Annotated in this window: 16 protein-coding genes; 9 read left to right on the top strand and 7 right to left on the bottom strand. The window is 64.7% G+C overall.

Annotation, left to right across the window (positions count from 1 at the left end; translation table 11 throughout):
• Positions 1-109: 109 nt before the first annotated feature.
• Positions 110-550, bottom strand: a complete 441-nt coding sequence (locus tag FJ418_RS10940) for a hypothetical protein (RefSeq protein WP_140865394.1) — start codon at positions 548-550, stop codon at positions 110-112.
• A gap of 7 nt (positions 551-557) precedes the next feature.
• Positions 558-2,687, bottom strand: coding sequence for a TonB-dependent hemoglobin/transferrin/lactoferrin family receptor (locus FJ418_RS10935; RefSeq protein ID WP_140865571.1), 2,130 nt, complete (start codon positions 2,685-2,687; stop codon positions 558-560).
• A gap of 288 nt (positions 2,688-2,975) precedes the next feature.
• On the opposite strand from FJ418_RS10935, the gene hemP reads away from it, so the two are divergent.
• The 5 genes from hemP (at position 2,976) to FJ418_RS10910 (ending at position 7,116) form a co-directional block, all read left to right on the top strand.
• Positions 2,976-3,182: a hemin uptake protein HemP gene (hemP, locus tag FJ418_RS10930; RefSeq protein WP_040981784.1), complete on the top strand. Its 207-nt coding sequence runs from the start codon at positions 2,976-2,978 to the stop codon at positions 3,180-3,182.
• A 67-nt stretch (positions 3,183-3,249) separates the two neighbouring features.
• Positions 3,250-4,311 (top strand): hemin-degrading factor, encoded by a 1,062-nt coding sequence (locus FJ418_RS10925; protein WP_140865392.1) that lies wholly within the window; start codon positions 3,250-3,252, stop codon positions 4,309-4,311.
• 11 nt (positions 4,312-4,322) lie between these two features.
• Positions 4,323-5,216, top strand: coding sequence for a hemin ABC transporter substrate-binding protein (locus FJ418_RS10920; protein ID WP_140856283.1), 894 nt, complete (start codon positions 4,323-4,325; stop codon positions 5,214-5,216).
• 6 nt (positions 5,217-5,222) lie between these two features.
• Entirely contained in the window at positions 5,223-6,320 is a 1,098-nt protein-coding gene (locus FJ418_RS10915; RefSeq protein WP_140865390.1) for an iron ABC transporter permease, read from the top strand.
• A 7-nt stretch (positions 6,321-6,327) separates the two neighbouring features.
• Positions 6,328-7,116, top strand: a complete 789-nt coding sequence (locus FJ418_RS10910; protein WP_140865388.1) for a heme ABC transporter ATP-binding protein — start codon at positions 6,328-6,330, stop codon at positions 7,114-7,116.
• A gap of 294 nt (positions 7,117-7,410) precedes the next feature.
• On the opposite strand, the gene rirA is transcribed toward FJ418_RS10910, so the two are convergent.
• Positions 7,411-7,872 (bottom strand): iron-responsive transcriptional regulator RirA, encoded by a 462-nt coding sequence (rirA, locus tag FJ418_RS10905; RefSeq protein ID WP_140647676.1) that lies wholly within the window; start codon positions 7,870-7,872, stop codon positions 7,411-7,413.
• A gap of 209 nt (positions 7,873-8,081) precedes the next feature.
• Here rirA and FJ418_RS10900 point away from each other — a divergent pair, with 209 nt between their 5' ends.
• From FJ418_RS10900 to FJ418_RS10890, 3 genes are all read left to right on the top strand, one after another.
• Positions 8,082-9,377 (top strand): DUF445 domain-containing protein, encoded by a 1,296-nt coding sequence (locus tag FJ418_RS10900; protein ID WP_140865386.1) that lies wholly within the window; start codon positions 8,082-8,084, stop codon positions 9,375-9,377.
• A gap of 123 nt (positions 9,378-9,500) precedes the next feature.
• On the top strand, positions 9,501-9,929 hold the full coding sequence (phaP, locus tag FJ418_RS10895; protein WP_140710667.1) for a TIGR01841 family phasin: 429 nt from the start codon (positions 9,501-9,503) through the stop codon (positions 9,927-9,929).
• A gap of 180 nt (positions 9,930-10,109) precedes the next feature.
• Complete coding sequence (locus tag FJ418_RS10890) at positions 10,110-10,607, top strand: MaoC family dehydratase (protein ID WP_140647679.1); 498 nt, start codon at positions 10,110-10,112, stop codon at positions 10,605-10,607.
• A 16-nt stretch (positions 10,608-10,623) separates the two neighbouring features.
• Here FJ418_RS10890 and FJ418_RS10885 read toward each other — a convergent pair whose 3' ends face one another.
• From FJ418_RS10885 to FJ418_RS10870, 4 genes are all read right to left on the bottom strand, one after another.
• A complete protein-coding gene (locus FJ418_RS10885; RefSeq protein ID WP_140865384.1) occupies positions 10,624-11,460 on the bottom strand; it encodes an EamA family transporter in 837 nt (278 codons plus the stop codon).
• Positions 11,457-12,038: a TetR/AcrR family transcriptional regulator gene (locus FJ418_RS10880; protein ID WP_140865382.1), complete on the bottom strand. Its 582-nt coding sequence runs from the start codon at positions 12,036-12,038 to the stop codon at positions 11,457-11,459. Before FJ418_RS10880 ends, FJ418_RS10885 begins: the two co-directional genes overlap by 4 nt.
• 174 nt (positions 12,039-12,212) lie before the next feature.
• Positions 12,213-13,412 (bottom strand): CmlA/FloR family chloramphenicol efflux MFS transporter, encoded by a 1,200-nt coding sequence (gene cml / locus FJ418_RS10875; protein ID WP_140865380.1) that lies wholly within the window; start codon positions 13,410-13,412, stop codon positions 12,213-12,215.
• 302 nt (positions 13,413-13,714) lie between these two features.
• A complete protein-coding gene (locus tag FJ418_RS10870) occupies positions 13,715-15,136 on the bottom strand; it encodes a PLP-dependent aminotransferase family protein (protein WP_140865379.1) in 1,422 nt (473 codons plus the stop codon).
• A gap of 101 nt (positions 15,137-15,237) precedes the next feature.
• Here FJ418_RS10870 and FJ418_RS10865 point away from each other — a divergent pair, with 101 nt between their 5' ends.
• Positions 15,238-16,101, top strand: coding sequence for a DMT family transporter (locus FJ418_RS10865; RefSeq protein WP_140865377.1), 864 nt, complete (start codon positions 15,238-15,240; stop codon positions 16,099-16,101).
• Positions 16,102-16,134: the final 33 nt, after the last annotated feature.

Here is a 16,134-nt window from a genome sequence, read left to right as displayed (position 1 = left end):
CCGCACGCGACAAGGAATTGTCAAATCAAGATCGGTTGCCGCCCATGGCGGTGGACCGCAGGCAGGCGACGCCATTGCGTCAAGCGGGAAGGCCGGATGCAGTCCCACCCTATACGCCGAAAGCGATGGCGATCCTGGTCGACGTCTTCAGGCCGCGCATGCAGGCCGCCGGCTCGACGCCGGTGCCGGCGCATTCGGTCGCGCTGTTGATCAGCACGCGGCTGAGCTTGCCGCAGTCGGCGCCGGCGAGGTCGAAGCGCGTGACCTTGGTCTTGCCGGCCGGCAGGTCCTTGAAATCGAGCACCGTGAGGCGGTCGACGGCGCCGGCCTCGTTGAACAGCGCAATCTCGAAAGCCGCCTTGGACAGGTCGGCGCCGAGCGCGTTGTTGACGACGAAGGTCAGCCGGCAGCCCTTGTCCGAAGGCTGTGCCGCATTGAGCTCCAGGTTCAGGGCCGGAGCCGGCGCCGACTGGGCCCACGCCGGCGCCATCGCAAGCGACATCGCAAACGTCGAGGTCAGCAGACGAAAGGATGCCGTCAAGCGTTTCATGTCTTCCTCAACCTCCAAAGCGCATGGTTGCCGCCAGCTTCAGCGTGACGCCGGGTTCGTAGAGAACGGCGGTCGTGCTTCCGTTGAGCGGGTTGGTGTATTTGACGTCGAACAGATTGTCGGCGTGGAAGTCGAGCTTGAGATTGTCCGTCGCCTGGTAGCTGGCGAAGGCGTTGACCAGCGTGAAGTCCTTGGCCACCGGATTGCCCTTGGGCTTGCCGTTGTATTGCACCTCGCCGCCGACGGTCAGCTTGTCTTCGAGGAAGCGCAGGCCGAGCTGGGCCGTCACCTGGGAAGAGGGGACGGTGGCCAGGTCGGCGCGCTCGCCTTCATAGGAGATGGTGTGGCCATTGATTATGGAGGCGGACAGGCCGGCATAGCCCCAGCCGGCGTCGTAGACGCTTTCCAGCTCGAAGCCGTTGATCTTGGCCTTGGCAAAGTTCTGGTACTGGAAGCAGATCGGAATGCCCGGGCCGAACGGGCAGCCGCTGGTTGGATCGAAGGGTGAGAGCGTCACGCCGTCGATGTAGTCGTCGACATTGTTGTTGAAGTAGGCAGCCTTGAGCCGCAGCGCGTCGCCGCCCTCGATGATATCGTTCTGCTTGTAGTTGACGCCGAACTCGACGGTCTTGCCGGTCTCAGGTTTCAGGTTCGGGTTGGGCAGGAACGGGAAGCTGACGCCGGCCGGATGGTTGCCGCGGATCAGCGTCTCGGTCAGCGAGGGCGAGCGATAGCCTTCCGCGTAGGTGCCGTAGAATTGCAGGCCGGCCAGGCCGGCGCTTTCAAAGGGCGAGACGCCGATGGTGATGCGCGGCGATACCCGGTCGCCGGAGGTCTCATTCGTGTCGTCCTTCAGGCTGTAATTGTCGTAGCGCAGGCCGCCAATGACCTCGAGCCACTCCCAGGTCAGCTTGTCCTGGATATAGGCGCCGGAGACGTTGCGCTTGCCCGACGGCGTGTAGAAGCTGTCGCCGCCGGCCGTGCCGCCGGTCTCGACATCGTCGCCGACCCAGTCACCGCCATAGGTCAATTCGTGGGCGACGCTCGCCGTCTCGAAGCGCGACGTGTTCCAGATGTCGATGCCGGTCGTGCCGACGTCGAAAGTGGATAGCGAGCCGGCCGGCAGCACCACGGGCAGGCCGGTGGTCGGGTCGAAGCGATTCTGCGCGGTGAGCGTGGTCAGGTCGAGAACTGTCTTGTTGTAGGAAGCATTGATGTGGAGGTCGAGCCAGCTCTTGGCATCGTCGGTGATGTTGTAGCGGGCCGTGAAGGTGTTCGACTTCAGATCGACGTCATTGGCCGGCACGCCGCCGCTGGTTTCCGTCCAGCCGTCCTTGGAGCCGACCCAGCCTAGCTTCAGTTCGCTGTTCTCGGTCGGGCGGATGGTGGTCTTGAGCAGGCCGCTCAGCACGTCGAACCCTGTGCCGGCAACGGTGCTGCCGCCGCCGTTTTTGTAGTCGTCATAGTCGCGGTAGACGATGTTGCCCAGAACGTCCCAGTTGTCGTTGATCCGGTAGGCGCCGGTGGCGCTGGTGGTCCAGCCCTTGCCGTTGCTTTCATAGCGCCCGGTCAATGATCCGGCCCATGTCTCCTCAGGCTTGAGGAAATCCTCGGCGTCTTTGGTGTCGAAGAAGACGACGCCGCCGATGGCGCCGGAGCCATAGGTGTTGGCGACCGGGCCGCGGACGACGTCGACCGACTTGATCAGCTCGGGATCGACATAGAAGGTCGACTGCGTGCCGTGGTCCGAGCGCTGGAAGTCCTGCCGGGCGCCGTCGACGATGACCGCGACGCGGCCGAAATCCTGCAGGCCGCGGATGTTGATGCTGGAACTGACGCGGCGCGCGTCGGCCTGCACGGCGACGCCGGGCACGCCGAGCAGCATTTCGTTCGGCGTGGTCGCCATGCGGCGATCGAGCTGCTCCTGGTCGACATGGCTGGCCGAGGCCAGCGACTGGATCGCCGTTTCGCCCGTGCGGCTTATGACGAGGATCTTATCGAGCAGGGTTCCTTCGGCCGCGGCCTTTTCATCAGCCTTCTTTTCCTGATCGGCCTGCTGCTGGTCGGCCGCCGGCTGCGCGGCCTGCTGCGCTTTGGCGGCGGGCGCGCCAAGCGCGATCGCCGCCGAACCGGCCATCAATATCGCCACCGCCCGCGCCAACGATCGGAAGCCCGGGCCCGCGCTGTCGCCCGCCAGGCCCGTCCGTCCCCAAGTCACCAACCCCATGCCCCAACTCCAGATTCAGGCTCACAGCTGGCTGGCCAGTGGCTCGCTCGCATTTTTGATCACGTCCGGCGTCTTAAATGTTGACTCATTTAGTCCGGTAATGCACTGACTAGTAAACATGATTATTCTAGTCAAGAATTTAATCGGCATTTTACGAGGCTGCGGCCAAGGTGGCCGTCAGAGAAAAGGACCGACCCGATGAACACGCACAATCCCAACGATTTTCGCTATCGCGTCCGCCGCCCGGAGGACACGCAGATGCGTTACGAAAGGGTGCCGTTGGCGGTGAGGACGCTGTCCAGCAACACGCTGTTCCAGGGTGAGCACGAGATCGGCATCGAGCATCACGGCGCGCTTTACCGCCTGAAGATCACCCGCCAGGGCAAGCTGATCCTCAACAAGTGAGGATCGGCGGTGGGGCAGGCGAGCACAGATCAGGCATCACAGGTGGAAGACATTGCAGGTGGAAGTCATGGACCAGCGCGTTAAGCCGTCGCCGGAGGAAATCCGGCGGGCGCGAGAAGAAAATCCGAAAATGCGGGAGCGCGATCTTTCGGCGCAATTGGGCATTTCGGAAGCGGAGCTGGTCGCGGCGCAGTGCGGCGTCGGCGCTGTCCGCGTCGAGCCGCGCGTCAACGATCTGCTGACCGGCCTCGAGGCGGTCGGCGAGGTGATGGCGCTGACCCGCAACGAAAGCGCCGTGCATGAAAAGATCGGCGTCTACGACAAGGTCGTCACCGGCAACCACAACGCCATGGTGCTCGGCGAAAACATCGACCTGCGCATCTTCCCGAAGGTCTGGGCGCATGGTTTTGCCATGGAGAAACGCGACGGCGGCGAAATCCGCCGGAGCCTGCAGTTCTTCGATGCGGCGGGCGAGGCGGTGCACAAGGTGCATCTGAAGCCCGCATCCAATCTCGATGCCTACCAGAAATTGGTGGCGAGCCTCGAATCGTCGAACCAGGAGCCGACCGTCGCGATCCACCCAAGCGCGGCGGAAGGAGAGGGTGAGGGGCAGGGTTCGGTCGCCTCGATCGACGATCTGCGCGACCGCTGGAGCCGGCTCACCGACGTGCATCAGTTCTTCGGCATGCTGAAGACGCTGAAGCTCAGCCGCCGCGAGGCGGTGCGCATGGTGGGCCAGGACTATGCCTGGCTGCTCGACAACGACGCGGTGAGCGCCATGTTCCATCACGCGGCGGCAGGCGAGATGCCCATCATGTGCTTCGTGGGCAACCGCGGCTGCATCCAGATTCATTCCGGTCCGATCAAGTCGGTCAAGCCGATGGGGCCGTGGATCAACGTGCTCGACGAAACCTTCCATCTGCACCTGAGGACCGACCACATCCACGAGGTCTGGGCGGTGCGCAAGCCCACCAAGGACGGTCATGTCACGTCGGTGGAGGCCTATGACGCCAATGGCGACATGATCATCCAGTTCTTCGGCAAGCGTCATGAAGGCGAAGGCGAGCGGGAAGACTGGCGCCTCCTGGCCGAGAACCTGCCCCGCATCCCCAATCCGACCGCTGCATGAGGTAGCACCCAATGCGCTTTGTTCTCAGTTTCCGCGCGGCGCTTGCGCCGATGCTCGGTGTGCTGCTTGCGTTCACCGCGCCGCCGGCTGGCGCTAACGAGGGGGTGGCCGTCTTTTCGGACACCTCGCGGATCGCCTCCATAGGCGGCTCGATCACCGAGATCGTCTACGCGCTCGGCGAGGAAGGCCGTCTCGTGGCTCGCGATTCGACCAGCAACTATCCCGAGGCGGCGGTGAAGCTGCCGGATGTCGGTTACATGCGCGCGCTCTCGCCCGAGGGTGTCCTGTCGGTCAATCCGACCGGAATCCTGGCGCTGCACGGCAGCGGTCCGAAAGAAGCGGTCGACGTGCTGAAGAAGTCGAGCGTGCCCTTCATCGAGGTGCCGGACCACTACAATCATGAGGGCATTCTCGAAAAGATCCACATCGTCGGCAAGGCGCTGGGGGTCGAGGCGAAGGCGGAGAAGCTCGCCGCGGAGACGGACGCGAAGCTGAGGGCGGCGGAAAAGCAGACGGCTGCGATCAAGGATCGCAAGCGCGTGCTGTTCGTGCTGTCGACGCAAGGCGGCAAGATCCTTGCCGCGGGCAGCGACACGGCGGCCGACGGCATCATCAAGCTTGCCGGCGCGGTCAACGCGGTCGAGGGCTTTTCCGGCTACAAAGGGATGACCGACGAGGCGATCGTCAGCGCCAGGCCGGATGTCATCCTGACGATGAAGGGCGGCGGACCGCCGATCTCGGAAGAGGAGCTGTTCGCCAACCCGGCCGTCGCTTCGACACCGGCGGGCACGAGCCGCAAGATGATCAGCATGTGGGGCGGCTACCTGCTCGGCTTCGGCCCGCGCACGGCCGAAGCCATCCATGATCTTGCCGTCTCGCTCTATGGCAACCAGGTCACGGACTGAGCGGCGATGGCCGGACAGTCCATTGCCGGCGCGGTCAGGGTGATGGCGGCCGATGGCGACCGCTCGGCCCGGGCAAGGCTTGTCATCCTGCTCTTGTGCCTGGCGCTCGCGCTCTGCGTGTTCCTGTCGCTGACGTCAGGCGCCTCCGACGCCTCCGCCGTCCGCGTCATCCACGACTGGTTTACGGGCGCCATGCCCGCCGACGCGGCGCTGGCCGCGCGCGACCAGTTGATCGTCTACGACATCCGCATGCCGCGCGTGCTGCTCGGCGCGCTGATCGGCGCCGCGCTCGCCGTCTGCGGCGCGGTGATGCAGGGGCTGTTCCGCAATCCGCTTGCCGATCCCGGCCTGATCGGCGTTTCCGCCGGCTCCAGCCTCGGCGCGGTGGCGATCATCGTGCTCGGCACCACGTGGCTTGCGCCCGTCACGCTTGCATTCGGCACGCTCGCGCTGCCGCTCGCGGCCTTCTTCGGCGGGCTGGCGGTGACGTTGCTGCTCTATGCCATCGCCACGCGCCAGGGGCGGACGTCGGTCGCCACGATGCTGCTTGCCGGCATCGCCATCAGCGCCCTTGCCATGGCGCTCACCGGCATCCTCATCTTCATGGCCGACGACCGGCAACTGCGCGACCTGACTTTCTGGCAGCTCGGCTCGCTTGCCGGCGCGACATGGCCGAAGATCGGCACCGTGGGGCCGGTGATCGTGCTGGCGCTGGCCGCGATGCCGTTCCTGTCGCGCGGCCTCAACGCGCTGGCGCTGGGTGAAGCGACCGCGAGCCATCTCGGCATTTCGGTGCAGCGGCTGAAATACACGGCCATCGTCGCGGTGTCGGCGGCGGTCGGCGCTTCGGTCGCGGTCAGCGGCGGCATCGGCTTCATCGGCATCGTCGTACCGCATGTCCTGCGGCTGGCGATCGGCCCGGACAACCGCTATTTGCTGCCGGCTTCCGCCCTGCTCGGCGCCTCGCTGCTTCTCATCGCCGACGCGGTCCCGCGCACCATCGTCGCGCCGGCCGAACTGCCGATCGGCATCGTCACGGCGGTTGCCGGCGCGCCGTTCTTCCTGTGGATCCTGCTGCGCAAGCGCGGCGTCATCGATTTGTGAGCTTGCCATGATCGAAGCGCGCGACATCTCGGTGGCGATCGGCGGCAAGCGCATCGTCTCGCATGTCGATTTCGCCGCACGGCCCGGCGAGGTCTCGGCCATCGTCGGCCCGAACGGGTCCGGCAAGACGACCTTGCTCAAGGCGCTGACCGGCGAGCTCGCCTATACCGGCACCGTCACGCTCAACGGCCGCGACCTGTCGGCCATGAAGCCGGTCGAGGCAGCCACGCTGCGCGCCGTGCTGCCACAGGCCACGACGCTGTCCTTCCCGTTCACCGTGCGCGAGATCGTTCGCCTTGGCCTCATCGGCGGGCGCTCCGGCGTGCTGCCCGGCGAGGATGCGCGTTTGCCGGAGCGGGCGCTGGCGCGCGTCGACCTCGACGGTTTTGCCGGCCGCTTCTACCAGGAGCTTTCCGGCGGCGAGCAGCAGCGCGTGCAGCTTGCCCGTGTGCTCTGCCAGGTCTGGGCGCCGGTGCTCGAGGGCAGGCCGCGCTATCTCTTCCTCGACGAGCCTGTCTCCAGCCTCGACGTCAAGCACCAGCTCATCATCATGAACATTGCCCGCGACTTCGCCCGGCGCGGCGGCGGCGTGGTGGCGATCCTGCACGACCTCAACCTGACGGCCATGTATGCCGACCGCATTTTCGTGCTCTCCCATGGCCAGCTGGCCGCCGCCGGCTCGCCGACGGATGTGCTCAATGACGAACTGATCGAGAAGGTGTTCGACTGCCGGCTCAAGGTCGGCATATTGCCTGCGGGAAGCATTCCGTTCGTATTGCCGCAGTCGGCGGCGTAGGCTTGGCGGCAAACTTCGTCATCTACGGGCGGAGCAAGGAGCGTAGCGACGCAGCGCAGACCCGAGGATCCATTCCGTGACATCAACCGAAGAAAGCAGCGGTCCAGAAGGAGCGCTGGCGCCTACGCCGCCAGTTCTGCATCGCTGCGGCGCTCGCACGTCACGGAATGGATTCTAGGGTCTGCGCTGCGTCGCTGCGCTCCTTGCTCCGCCCTAGAATGACGAAGTCGAGGGTGGCGCCACACCCGGGAAGCCGTGGGCGGTGGCCTTCGAGAAACAGGTCGCAGGTCTTGATCACGCAGCAGGCGCGCGCTGCTCCAGAAGGTCGATGCCGAGCAGGCTGCGCACATTCGGGCGCGCCGCGACGAGATCTGCGATCGTGTAGCGGGAAAGCACGGCGAAGAAGGCGTTGAGCGCTTCGCGCAGCGCCGAATTCAGGGCGCAGCTGTCGACCAGCGGGCATTCGGCGGCGTCGTTCTCGAAGCACTCGGCCATGGCGAAGCTCTCTTCGGTGACGCGCACGACATCGAACAGGTTGATCTGTTCGGCCGGACGGCCGAGCCGCACACCGCCATTCCTGCCGCGCACGGTTTCGACCAAGCGGGCCTCGACCAGCGGCTGCAGGATCTTGAACAGGAATAGTTCCGACACCGAATAAGCGGCGGCGATCTCGGGGATGCGGCTCAGCCTGTCGGTGTTTGCGGCACAATACATCAGGATGCGCATCGCATAGTTGGTCTGGCGCGTGAGCCGCATGGTATCCTCGCGAAATATTAGCTTGAGCCGAATATGGCCCATAGTTTGGAACAATTCCAGACTGGACCGGTACATAGCTGAATAATCGTGTCAACTTTTTGTGCAAGCCGGCGCGGATAGTCGCCGGATATCGCTCCTGCGCTTCGAGCGAGCGTTTTGGCGGCGCAGCCACTAGATAGATGCGGGTGCAAACAGGAAACGGCCTTTCCATGTCACAGTCAGCTCCGGCTTTCGCGCCGGTTCGATTCGACGCCGATGCCAAGGCGAAGCTCTCGGCGTTGCGGCGGACCAAGTTCATCGCTGCCGCGGCGCTCGCGCCGTGCATCCTCGCCTTTGCGCTCGCCAAGTCCTTCGAGGGCAGACATCCGTGGCTCGGCTTCGTCGCGGCCTTCGCCGAGGCGGCGACGATCGGCGGGCTCGCCGACTGGTATGCCGTGGTGGCGCTGTTCAGACGGCCGCTCGGGCTGCCGATCCCGCATACGGCCATCATTCCGGAGAACCAGCACCGGATCGCCGACAATCTCGGCCGCTTCATCGAGGCCAATTTCCTGGCGCCGGAGCCGGTGCGCGAAAAGCTCGCCGAGGTCGACTTCGCCGCCCTGGTCGCCGACTGGCTGGCCGATGCCGAGCGTGCAGCCGGCCTGTCGCGATTCGTCGCCCGGCTGGTGCCGCAGACATTGACGGCGGTGGAGCAATCCGGCCTGCGCGACTTCGTCACCAGCCGCATGCTGGAGCAGATCGAAAAGGTGCCGCTGGCGCCGCTCGCGGCCGATCTTTTGTCGGCGCTGACCGACGATCGCCGGCACCAGAAGCTGTTCGACGAGTTCACCAGGGTGATCGGGCGTTTCCTCAACGACGAGCAGGCGCTCGAGACGATGCGCGAAAAGATCCGCGAGGAGTTGCCATCGCTGTTCAACCTATTTCGCGCCGATGCCTATCTCTTGAAGAAGATCGTCGCGTCGGCGGGCTCACTGCTCGATGAGGTGCGGGCCGATCCAGATCACCCGATGCGCGCCGAATTCGACCGCTTCGCGCTCAGCTTCATCGAGCGGCTCAGGACCTCGAAACAATATGCAAGGCGCGCCGAGAAGCTGAAGCGCGATTTTCTCGGCCGTCCGGAGGTGAGGGCGCTGGCCGGCGATGCGTGGACAAGCCTGCGCCTGTTCATCGAGCAGGACATCAATGCTCCGAATTCGACGATCCGCGCGCACCTCGCCAACATGTTCGTCGAGGTCGGCAGGCATCTGGCCGACGACGCCCAGATCAGGGCCGACATGAACCAGGGTTTTGTCGTGGCGCTGGCTTCGTTCGTGGAAAGCCAGAAGAGCGGCGTGTCGAAATTCATCGCCGACCAGGTCAAGCGCTGGGACCTGGCGCAGCTGACGCGGCTGATCGAGACGAACATCGGCAAGGACCTGCAATATATCCGCTTCAACGGCATGATCATCGGCGGGCTTGCCGGGCTGGCGCTCTATACGGCGGAGCGGCTGTTTCTCGTCAATTGACGCCGGCCCAAGGCGCACTATTCTGCCTTGGGTCTTAAGCAATTCCGGGCGGAAAACCGTTACACACTTTTCCTGGAATTGCTTTTGAGGGCGCCGCGAACGTGGCAAAACGGGAGGCAGAGCATGGCAAAACAACCGGAATCCTATTCGTTCCTCGACATGTTCAGCAGGTTCGGCCGCGACCTCAAGCTGCCGAATGTCGATGTCCAGGCGATCCTGGATCATCATCGCAAGAATCTCGAAGCCCTGGAAAAATCGGCAAGGGCGGGTGCGGCAGGGGCATCCTCGGTGCTGGCGAGGCAGCATGAGATGGTGCAGAATGCCATGCACGAGATCACGCGGATGGCGCAGAATTACCAGACGCCCGGCAATCCGCAGGACCTCATGACCAAGCAGGCTGAATTTGCCCGCAGGTCGTTCGAGACGACGCTGAAGAATGCCAGCGAAGTGGCTGGCCTTGTGCGGAAATCCAGCACCGAATCGGTCGAGATACTGCGCGAGCGGATCAGGGATGCGATGGCGGAGATCCGCGCCGGTTACGAAAAGAAATAGCCTATCCGGCGGTTTCGGACCCACCATCGACCGACATGCGATGCAACCGGCCCTGTCGCCCGAGCGTTCTCGGCTTGCCGTAAAAGCATCAACTCTACCGGCGAAAATCGCGGGGCGGCGAATTGACAGAGGCCGCCGCTTCATGGTCGGGAGACAGGCAAGAGTGATGGGAAAGCCGGAATGACGGAAGCACGGCCGAGAACGCCGCCGACCTTCGAACAGTTGCGCACGATGTCCGGGCAGGAACTCGGCGTGTCCGACTGGACGACGGTCGACCAGCAGCGCATCGACCAGTTCGCCGAATGCACGGGCGACCATCAGTGGATCCATGTCGACCCCGAAAGGGCGAAACGGCAGAGCCCGTTCCGCACCACGATCGCGCATGGTTACCTGACTTTGTCGATCATCGGCGCGCTGGCGCTGGAGATGGGCATCGTGCCGGAGAACACCCAGGCCGCCTTCAACTACGGCTTCGACAAGGTGCGCTTCCTGGCGCCGGTCAAAGCCGGCGCGCGCATCAGGCTGCGCACCACGCTGCTTTCCATGGAGGACCGTGGTCCCGGCCAGTATCTGATGAAGGCGGCCAACACCGTCGAGATCGAAGGCGAGCAGAAGCCGGCGCTGACGGCCGAAACGCTGGTGATGATGTACGAGCGCCGCAAGCGGGCAGGGGCTTAGTGGGGCGGGAACAGCATTACCCTTGATAGCCGAGGCAGATCGCACCTAGAGCGACAACGCCGCAAGCCGCAATACGTCTCGGCGTCAGGGGCTCTCCCAGGAACAGCCGTCCGATCAGCGCCGCGAAAACCACGCTCGTCTCGCGTATGGCGGTGATCGGACCGGCCGGCCCGAGCGCGAAGGCTGCGACCACGGCGCCATAGGCTACCAAGGCGAAAATCCCGCCGCCGAGCGCCTTCAGCGCATCGGGCGAACGAAAGTCAACCGTGAGCTTGCCGCGGCAGATGATGAAGGTGACCGGCAGCAGCACGCCGTAGACCAGCAGCACCCAAGCCGTGTAGGCGCCTGAACTTCCCGCCGATCGGACACCGACAGCATCGACCGTCGCATAGGCGGCGATGATCGTGCCGGTCGCCAGGGCATGTAGGATTGATGTCGTTGCCGCGCGCCCTTTGCCAAGCGAAAGGCTCATGATGCCAAGCGCGGCGAGAACGACGCCAAGCGACTGATGCCAGCTCAGACGCTCGCCCGCCAGAACGAAACCGCCTAGCGTCACCAGAAGCGGCACCGAGCCGCGAACGATCGGGTAGACCTGTCCCAATTCGCCGTAGCGGTAGGCCGCCACCAGAAAGAGACTGTAGCCGACCTGAAGGCAGGCCGAGAGCATGACATACGGCCAGGCCGACGCCGCCGGAAGGGGATTGAAGATCGCCAACGGAATGGCGGCGATCGTTGCCGAGAAGCTCATGACCGTGACGGTCCAAAGCCTGTCGCTGCCGGTTCGCAGAAACGCGTTCCAGCCGGCGTGCAGGATCGCGGCGAACAATGCCAGGCTAATGACTGTCGCGCTCATTGCGGTCTCTCCCGCGTGGCGAGAATGGCCATTGCCGCACTGCGGGCATCGCGAATGGCGGCGTCGGGCCGGCCCATCCGCGCCATCAGCGTTGCGCCTTCAAGCAGCATCAGCAGGGCGGCCGAAACGCTTTCCGCCGCATCGGCGGGCATCGTTTCTTCGAGGATCAGGCGCATGCGCCGCTTCAGGCCGTTCTTTTGTCTGACGGCGGCCTGGAACACCGGGTGCGCCGGATCGCCGAACTCGGCCAGGGCATGCGCGAACAGGCAACCGTGGAAATCGGCGCTGCGGAACCAGCGCCCGTACCAGTCGAAGATTGTGCCGATCTTCTGCTCGGGTGTGGCCGCCTGTTCGGCGAGGCGGTCGAGCTGGCGATTGAACCGCTCTGCACGGTAGGTCAGGACCTCGACCATCAAATCGTCCTTGCTGGGGAAGTGACGATACATGGTCATCTTGGCCACGCCGGCTTCGGCGATGATGCGGTCGATGCCGGTGGCGTGAAAGCCGACGCGCTTGAACAGCCCGTAGGCGGTTTCAACGATGTGCTGGCGCTTGTCGGTCCTGGTCGGTTCGGTCATGGCAAGTGATTGGTGATGAGACAGGTCTGTATCTTTCTATGCGGAAGACAAATACGTGTCAATTGCCGGCTACTCGTCGGAAAGGCCGGGCAAGCAAGGGCGAGAAATACGCGTAGCGGCGGTAGGCGGAGACGCCTTGGCATTGGGAGGCCTCTCCGCCTGTGTGGCCTTGGATCAGGCTGCTTCCGCTCGTTTGAGCGATACGCCGAGCGCGGCGAGCGTGATCGCCGCCATCAGCGAGCAATAACCGGCCAGCGGCCATGCCGTGTCGCCATCCAGGAAGATGATGAACAGCGTGCCCGCCGCGGAAACGATCACGCTCTGCAGGCAGAAATAGAGCGCGACGGCCGTGCCGGCGGTCTCGCCGAACGGCGCCAGCGCGCCGTTGGCCGTCACCGACGCGGTGAGGACGATGCCGATGGCGATGATCCACATCGGCATGACAAAGCTCGCGAAGGATGGCTCGGCGAACAACTGTCCTATGGCCAGCAGGGCAGCACCCAGGAGCAGCATCGCCATGCCGCGCCTGACGCTGCCTTCGATGCCCCAGCGCGCGACGAAGCTTTTGGCGAAGCGGGTGGCGACGATCATCACCAGCGCCGCGCTGGCGAAGGCCAGGCTGAAGCCGATCTGGGAAAAGCCGGCCTTGCCGATGAGCACCCTGGGCGCCGTCGAAAAGAACACGAAGAACGAGCCCATGGCGGTGGCGAAGGCCAGCGTGTAGGTCCAGAAGCCGAAGCTGCGCAGGATCGGCCCGAAACCAGCCCGGGCAGGGCCATGGGTCAGCGGGCGCGTTTCTCGCCATCTTGGCCAGGCGTTGAGCGTGGCGGCCACGGCAAGAATGCCGAGCGCGACGAAGATCGCCCGCCAGCCGAAACTGTTGGCGATCAAAGCCCCGGCGATCGGTCCCAGCGCCGGCACGAAGGACAGCAGCGAACCGAGCGTGCCGTAGATGACGGCGCCTTCCGACTTTTGCGCATAGATGTCGCGGACGGTGGCGAAGACAGCGACCAGCATGGCCGAGGCGCTCAGGGCCTGCGCGATGCGAAGGGCAAGGAAGACCGGTGCAAGCGACGTAACGGCGAGCAGGAAGGAGGCGGCCGCGAACGACAGGGCGCCGCCGATCAGCACCGGGCGCCGACCGATCCTGTCGGAGATCGGTCCGAAAGCAAGTTGGCCGAGCCCCAGACAGATCATGTAGAGGCTGAGCGTCAGCTGCACCACGGCCGTCGAGGTGCCGAGCGCGCCCGGCATGATCGGCACTACGGGCAAGTAGATATCCATGGCGAGGGAGGCCAGGACGTCGAAGGGAGACAAAAGCAGCAAGGCTGCTGGCATGGACAAGGTCCATGTCGGCTGGTTCGGAGAAGACATGAGGAGAGTTCCGCTCAAATGGTGACATTCGGCGGCGATCTGCCTCAGTCTTTTCTGACGCAATTCCGGGCGGAAGGCTACGGCGAAGGGCCGAGCCTAACCGCTTTACACTTTTCCTGGAATTGCTCACGGGAATGACGGGACAGACTGCCGCAACAACGAAGCGCTGTTGCGGCTTATTTGTCTGCTGACTTGCTGGATCCCATGGCCGTCGGTCCCGGTGACGATGCGCATGCCGGCTGGCATGCGTGCTCGCGGTTTCACTACCAGCCGAAGGCCGCTCGGGCAACCGACGGTCGCGCTTATGCCGCTTTGCGGCGGGATGCGGCGACCGCTCTTTCCAGGGCGGTGAAAATACGCCCGTCGGCACACTGGGCCACGTTGAAGCGCATGAAGCGGCCGGCGGTGTGCGACAGGCTGAAGGCATTGCCGGGCGCCAGCACGACATTGTCCGAAAGCGCATGGCGGGCGACGTCGGCGGCGTCGATGCCGTCGGGCAGGCGGCACCAGAGGAACATGCCGGCAGGCTGGTCGATCCAGGGCGTGATGCCCATCATTTTCAGCCTGCCGGCGGTCTCGGCCATGGCGCGCGACAGGCGGGTGCGCAACTGTTCGACATGTTTGCGGTAGCTGCCGTCCTTCAACAGGCTCAGCACCAGTTCCGAGGACAGCCGCGCACCGCCGAATGTCGTGGCGATCTTGAGATCGGTCAGGCCTTCCATCCAGTCGGGTGGCGCGGCGATGAAGCCGCAGCGCACCGAGGCCGACAGCGTCTTGGAGAAGGAGCCGATCTGGACGACACGCTGCAGCCCGTCGAAGGCCGCGAGCCTTGGGGCCGGGCTGTGCTCGAAGTCGGCGAAGATATCGTCCTCGACGATGGTGAGGTCCGCCTGATCGGCGAGTTTCAGGAGCCGATGCGCGGTGACAGGCGACAGGATCGCGCCGGTCGGATTGTGGATGCCGGAATTGGTGATGTAGAGGCGCGGCCGGTGCTCGGCGAGCGCCTGCGCGAAGAGCTCGATATCCGGACCCGAAGGTGTGTACGGCACGCCGATCACCTTGGCCTGGTGGGCGCGCAACAGGGCGTGGAAGTTGAAATAGCAGGGGTCGTCGACCAGCACCGCGTCGCCGGGCTCGAGCAGGAAACGGCACAAAAGGTCGATCGACTGGGTGCCGCAATCGGTCAGCATGATCTGGTCGGGCGAGGCTTCGACGCCGTGCTCGGCCATGCGCCGTGCCAGCAACTGGCGAAGCGGCGGCAGGCCAAGCGGCGTGCCGTAGTCCGCAAGCGCCACGTCGTCCGCTCGGGCCGCGGTCCTCAGTGCCCGGCGCAAGGCGGCCTGCGGCATCCAGGACGCGGGCAGCCAGCCGCAGCCGGGCTTCAGCATCTCCTCGCCCGCTTCGAGCGATTGCCTGGACACCCAGAGCGGATCGACGGCCCGGTCAAGCTTGGGACCGATCTCGGCAAGTGACAGCGGCGCGAGCTGGCCGGCGGCGTAGAAACCCGAGCCCGGCCGCGAACGGATCGCGCCTTCCGCCGCAAGTCGCTCATAGGCTTCGACCACCGTTGATTTCGACACCTGCAAGGACTTGGCGAGAGCCCGGATCGACGGCAGGCGCGCGCCGGGCGTCAGCGTGCGTGCCGCGATGCGATGGCGGATCGTCGCCATCACGCTTTCGACGAGCGTGCGCGAGCCGTCATTTTCAAGAACTAGGTCTGTCATCCGTACTGCCCGAAATACCATTACAGTTTTGTGGAATTGTACCCCATTGTCTCTGGTAACGCCATGATCTGCCTCGTACGGAAGCGCAAACGGAGCAGATGATGGAAAAGAGTTTTGACGGCTGGCTCAGCGGCTTCATCGGGGTGCTGATCTTCAGCGGGTCGCTGCCGGCGACGCGGGTGGCGGTGATGGATTTCGACCCGACCTTCCTGACGGCGGCCAGGGCGGCAATCGCTGGTCTGCTCGGGATTGCGATGCTGCTGCTGTTCCGCGAGAGGCGTCCGGAGCGAAGCGACCTGATCTCGCTCGTCGTCGTCGCGCTGGGTGTCGTGGTCGGCTTCCCGTTGCTGACGGCGCTGGCGCTGAAGCATGTCACCTCGGCGCATTCCATCATCTTTGTCGGCCTGCTGCCGCTGGCGACCGCGATCTTCGGCGTGCTTCGCGGCGGCGACCGTCCGCGCCCGGCTTTCTGGCTGTTGTCGTGCCTTGGCAGCGCTTTGGTCGCGGGCTTTGCCCTGTCGCAAGGCCTGACTGCCTCGCCGGTCGGCGACGGCCTGATGCTCGGCGCCATCATCGTCTGCGGGCTGGGCTATGCCGAAGGGGCCAAGCTGTCGCGCAAGCTCGGCGGCTGGCAGGTGATATGCTGGGCGCTGGCGCTGTCGCTGCCGGTCATGCTGGCGTTGAGCTTCGCGACGCTGCCGCCATCCTTTGCGGCCATCGGTTCCAGCGCCTGGATCGGCCTCGCCTATGTCTCGCTGTTCAGCATGCTGATCGGCTTCGTGTTCTGGTATCGCGGCCTCGCGCAAGGCGGCATCGCCGCCGTCGGGCAGTTGCAGCTGCTGCAACCCTTCTTCGGCCTGGCGCTGGCGGCGAGCCTGCTGCACGAAAAGGTCAGCCCGATGATGGTGGTCGTCACGCTCGGCGTCGTGGCCTGCGTGTTCGGGGCGAAGAAGTTTGCGCGGTAGGCGCCTACTGATTTGTTTTGACGCAATTCCGGA

Source organism: Mesorhizobium sp. B2-8-3 (assembly GCF_006440815.1).
In the GTDB taxonomy this organism is placed as follows: Bacteria; Pseudomonadota; Alphaproteobacteria; order Rhizobiales; family Rhizobiaceae; genus Mesorhizobium.
Note: the sequence above shows the minus strand (reverse complement) of the source record. Positions and strands in the feature narration are given on the sequence as shown.